The sequence below is a fragment of the Saccharopolyspora sp. 7B genome (assembly GCF_020177435.1).
GTDB lineage: Bacteria > Actinomycetota > Actinomycetes > Mycobacteriales > Pseudonocardiaceae > Saccharopolyspora_C > Saccharopolyspora_C gregorii.
Window position 1 is genome coordinate 1 of the sequence record NZ_JAIUKC010000020.1, and the last position, 4,837, is coordinate 4,837.

Below are 4,837 nucleotides of genomic sequence, written 5' to 3' on the forward strand. Positions count from 1 at the left end.
GGTCAACGGCACGCGGTTCCTGCCGAAGGGCGTGGCCTCGGTGCCCGCCTGATCAGGTTCTCGTGACGGGGCCGGGACGCCCGGTCGTGCCCGGCCCGGGGGCGGGGGGGGCCGCCGGGGGGGGCCCCCCCGCACCGGGAGGCGATCAACTGCAGGGGTCCAGCTGCGGCAGCGGTGGGGTCTCCGGCGAGACCTTGCCCGCGGTGGCTCCCCAGGACTTCGCGTACTGGCCGTCGGCTTCGGCTCGGGTCAGGGTGTCGTCGATGAACCGGCAGAACGCCGTGTCGCCCTTCTTGACGCCGACGCCGTAGGGCTCCTTCGTGAACTGCCGGTCGACGAGCTTGAACCGGCCGTTGCCCTTCTGGACCAGGCCCATCAGGATCACGTTGTCCGTGGTGACGGCCTGCACCTGGCCGGTGCGCAGCGCGTCGGCGCACTTGGAGTAGACGTCGAACAACGTCAGGTTCTCCGGGTCGACGTACTGCTTGATCTGCTCGGCGGGCGTGGAGCCGGTGACCGAGCAGACCTTGGCGCCGGTGGGCCGCAGCGACTCCGGGCCGGTGATCGTGTCGTCGTCGGCGGAGACCATGAGGTCCTGGCCGGCTTCGTAGTACGGGCCGGCGAAGCTGATCCGCTGCTTGCGCTTGTCGTTGATCGTGTAGGTGGCCACGACCATGTCGACCCGGCCCTGCTCGATGAGTTCCTCGCGGGTCTTGCTCGGCGCCTCCACCCATTCGATCCGGTCGGCGGGGAGGCCGAGCCCGGCGGCGACGATCTTGCCGATCTCGACGTCGAAGCCCTGCGGGTTGCCGTCGAGGCCCTTCAGTCCGAACAGCGGCTGGTCGAACTTGGTGCCGATGCGGATCGTGCCGGACTGCTTCAGCTTCGCCATCGTGGTGCCGGGCTCGAACTGCGCGTTCGGGTCGACGGGCACGTCGGTGCCGGTTTCGAGGCGGTTCTCGCTGTTGCCCCCGCAGGCGGTCAGCGCCAGCGCCATCGACGCCGCCAGCACGCCCCAGCGCACGCTGCGCGCTTTCATCTCGGATGCCCCTCTCTGGAGGTGTACGGCTCCTGCGTCCCCGCGCGGGTGCGGGGACGACGCGAGGGAGGTCAGTGGGTGAGGATCTTGCTGAGGAAGTCCTGGGCGCGGGCGCTCTCCGGCTCGTCGAAGAACCGGTTCGGCGTCGAGTCCTCGACGATGCGCCCGTCGGCCATGAACAGCACCCGGTGCGCGGCGCGGCGGGCGAAGCCCATCTCGTGCGTGACGACCAGCATCGTCATGCCTTCGGCGGCGAGCCCGGCCATCACGTCGAGCACCTCGTTGACCATCTCGGGGTCGAGCGCCGAGGTGGGCTCGTCGAACAGCATGACCTTGGGCTTCATCGCCAGGGCGCGGGCGATCGCCGCCCGCTGCTGCTGCCCGCCGGAGAGCTGCGCGGGGTACTTCTCCGCCTGGTTGGCGATGCCCACCCGCTCCAGCAGGGCCAGCGCTTCGCGTTCGGCGGTGGCCTTGTCGGTCTTGCGCACCTTGATCGGCCCGAGCAGCACGTTCTCGAGGATCGTCTTGTGCGCGAACAGGTTGAACTGCTGGAACACCATGCCCACGTCGGCGCGGAGCTCGGCGAGCGCGCGTCCTTCGGCGGGCAGCGGCTTGCCGTCGATCTCGATCGTGCCCGAGTCGATGGGTTCCAGGCGGTTGATCGCGCGGCACAGCGTGGACTTGCCCGAGCCGGACGGCCCGAGCACCACCACGACCTGGCCGGGCGGAACGGTGAGGTCCACGTCCTGCAGCACGTGCAGGGAACCGAAGTGCTTGTCCACCGAGGACATGCGGATCATCGGCGAATCCGGGGAACCGGCGGTCATGCACACTCCTAGCCCGAGAATGTCCGGATCTGATGGCGAAAATTTAAGCTGCTCGTACCGATTAGTCCATATGGTGCGGGTCAACTCAGGTTGCAACTCGGTTACGCGGGTGGATCGGAGGATCGGTGGGGGTCTTCCCCATTGCCACGACGAGCTCCGAACGGTCTCCCAACTGCGCGAACCTGTTCTGGTAGGGGAGTTCGCCGCTTTCCGGCGACCTCCGCGGTGCGCACCCGAGGGGTGACCGTCCGTGTCGGTGCCCGCTCGGCCCCGCCCGGATGGACCGTCTGGGTGTGACCCGCAGTAACGCCTTCGGGTCGTGCCACGTGCACCTCCGCGGTGTTCTCGCGCCGTTCCCGCGCATCCCGCGAGCACCGGCGAATGCCCACCATGAATGAGCCGGACCGATCGCGGACGCGGTTTCGCTCGATTCGACTCGACTGCTCGAGAAGAATCACCGAATGCCGTTCATCCGGATTCCGGGCACCGGTCCGGACGGCCGCATCCGGTCCGCCGAACGCCGCAAGCGGCCCGCCGTGCCCGGCCCACGGCCGCGAGCGCCCGGCGACGATCCCCGGCCAGGTCGCCGCCCTCGCCTCCGGGTACTCGCCGACCAGTCCTGAGCAGCCGATATGGTGGCGGGGTGAGCACGACGAGCACTTCCCGGACCTACGAGATCCGCACCTACGGGTGTCAGATGAACGTGCACGACTCCGAGCGGCTGTCCGGGATGCTGGAAGACGCCGGTTACGTGCGCGCCGCGAAGGACCACGACCCCGACGTGGTCGTGTTCAACACCTGCGCGGTCCGGGAGAACGCCGACAACCGGCTCTACGGCAACCTCGGTCACCTGCGGCCCGCCAAGCAGGAACGCCCCGGGATGCAGATCGCCGTCGGCGGCTGCCTCGCGCAGAAGGACCGCAGCGAGATCGTCCGCCGCGCCCCGTGGGTCGACGTCGTGTTCGGCACCCACAACCTCGGTTCGCTGCCGACGCTGCTGGAACGCGCCCGGCACAACGAGGAGGCCGAGGTCGAGATCCTCGAAGCCCTCGACACCTTCCCGTCCACGCTGCCCGCGCGCCGCGAATCCGCCTACTCCGGCTGGGTGTCCGTCTCCGTCGGGTGCAACAACACCTGCACGTTCTGCATCGTGCCCGCGCTGCGCGGCAAGGAGAAGGACCGCAGGCCCGGCGACGTGCTCGCCGAAGTGCAGGCGCTCGCCGACGAAGGCGTGCTCGAAGTGACCCTGCTCGGGCAGAACGTCAACGCCTACGGCGCCGAGTTCGGCGACCGGTACGCGTTCGGCAAGCTGCTGCGCTCCTGCGGCGAGATCGACGGGCTCGAACGCGTCCGGTTCACCTCGCCGCACCCGCGCGACTTCACCGACGACGTCATCGACGCGATGGCCGAGACCCCGAACGTCTGCCACCAGCTGCACATGCCGCTGCAATCCGGGTCCGACCGGGTGCTCAAGGCGATGCGCCGCTCCTACCGCTCCGAGCGCTACCTCGGCATCCTGAGCAAAGTCCGCGAAGCGATGCCCGACGCCGCCATCACCACCGACATCATCGTCGGCTTCCCCGGCGAGACCGAGGAGGACTTCGAAGCGACCCTCGACGTCGTCCGCCGCGCCCGCTTCACCTCCGCGTTCACCTTCCAGTACTCCAAGCGGCCCGGCACACCCGCCGCCGACCTCCCCGGGCAGCTGCCCAAGGAGGTCGTCCAGCAGCGCTACGAACGGCTCGTCGCGCTGCAGAACGAGATGTCCTGGGAGCTCGGCAAGGAACTCGTCGGCCGCGAGGTCGAACTCCTCGTCGCCGAAGGCGAAGGCCGCAAGGACACCGCGACCCGCAGGCTCTCCGGCCGCGCCCGCGACGGGCGGCTCGTGCACTTCCACCCCGGCGGCGCCATCGACCGCGAGATCCGGCCCGGCGACATCGTGCACACCGCCATCACCCAGGCCTCCCCGCACCACCTCGTCGCCGACGGCGAGATCACCGCGCACTGGCGCACCCGGGCGGGCGACCACTGGGAAGAGGGCCGCAAGCCCAAGACCTCCGGGGTCAGCCTCGGGCTGCCCTCCTTCGGAGCCCCCGCGGCGCAGCCCGCCGCCGAACGAGGATGCGGCTGTTGAGCGACGACGAGCGCCCGCGCCCCGAACCGGACGACACCCCCGGCCCCGACGAGGCCGGACGGGACCAGGACCCGCGAGAAGGGACCGACGTGCAGCGCGCCGAACCGACCGACCCGGTGAACGCCCCCGAGCAGCAGGCCGACCGGCGGCAGCTGTCCCAGGCCGAACGCGACCTGCTGCGCCGCATCGATCCCGGCAGCACCGCCGTCACCATCGCCGGCGTCATCCTCGTGCTGATCGCCAGCTCGCTGCTGCCGTGGATCGGCGACGCCACCGGGCTGCAGATCCTGCTCGGCCACGCCGACCCCGTGCTGCAGGTCGGGCTGCTGCCCCGGCTGTTCTCGATCAACGCCACCATCGTCGGCGTGCTCATCGGCGCGCTCGCGCTCGTCACCCGTCGCTGGGCGGTCGCCTGGGTCGCGGGCATGGCCGCGATCATCGTGTCCTTCGAGGGCATGATCGCCATCTGGTCGCGGCAGACCGCGCCCACCGGTGGCCCGTCCTGGGGCCTGGTGCTCGCGGCGCTGTGCATGGTGGTGCTGGCGATCCAGTGGCTCCGGGTCGTCCTCACCCGGCCGTGAGGTCGGGGATCGAGTGCGGGTCGGCGCCCCGGAGCGGCGGTGCCGCGCGCGGGGCTGAGTCCTGCTCCCGGGATCAGGTGGTCCGCGGTGCGGCGGCCCCGCCGTCGACGAGGCGGAACCGCTGCCCGGGTGTGCGCCCCCCCCCCCGGGGGGGGGGGGGGGGGGCCGGCCCCCCCCCGCCGCCCCCGGGGGGGGGCGGGGGGGCCCCCCCCCCCCCGGGCCCCCCCCGGGGGGGGGGGGGTAGGCCCCCAGGCGG

The 4,837-nt window shown here is 71.1% G+C and carries 4 protein-coding genes; 2 read left to right on the forward strand and 2 right to left on the reverse strand.

What is annotated here, in order from left to right:
* Positions 1 to 145 precede the first annotated feature (145 nt).
* Positions 146 to 1,039, reverse strand: a complete 894-nt coding sequence (locus tag LCD33_RS04350) for a glutamate ABC transporter substrate-binding protein (RefSeq protein ID WP_224955365.1) — start codon at positions 1,037 to 1,039, stop codon at positions 146 to 148.
* A gap of 71 nt (positions 1,040 to 1,110) precedes the next feature.
* A complete protein-coding gene (locus LCD33_RS04355) occupies positions 1,111 to 1,839 on the reverse strand; it encodes an amino acid ABC transporter ATP-binding protein (protein ID WP_224955401.1) in 729 nt (242 codons plus the stop codon).
* A 670-nt stretch (positions 1,840 to 2,509) separates the two neighbouring features.
* On the opposite strand from LCD33_RS04355, the gene miaB reads away from it, so the two are divergent.
* Together miaB and LCD33_RS04365 are read left to right on the forward strand one after the other, a co-directional pair.
* On the forward strand, positions 2,510 to 4,000 hold the full coding sequence (gene miaB, locus LCD33_RS04360) for a tRNA (N6-isopentenyl adenosine(37)-C2)-methylthiotransferase MiaB (protein ID WP_224955366.1): 1,491 nt from the start codon (positions 2,510 to 2,512) through the stop codon (positions 3,998 to 4,000).
* Entirely contained in the window at positions 3,997 to 4,581 is a 585-nt protein-coding gene (locus LCD33_RS04365) for a hypothetical protein (RefSeq protein ID WP_224966427.1), read from the forward strand. Before miaB ends, LCD33_RS04365 begins: the two co-directional genes overlap by 4 nt.
* Positions 4,582 to 4,837 lie beyond the last annotated feature (256 nt).

What these genes read in the sequence shown, in the direction of transcription:
- LCD33_RS04350 (WP_224955365.1), bottom strand. Translation starts at nt 1,039, where the DNA reads ATGAAAGCGCGCAGCGTGCGCTGGGGCGTGCTGGCGGCGTCGATGGCG.
- LCD33_RS04355 (WP_224955401.1), bottom strand. Translation starts at nt 1,839, where the DNA reads ATGATCCGCATGTCCTCGGTGGACAAGCACTTCGGTTCCCTGCACGTG.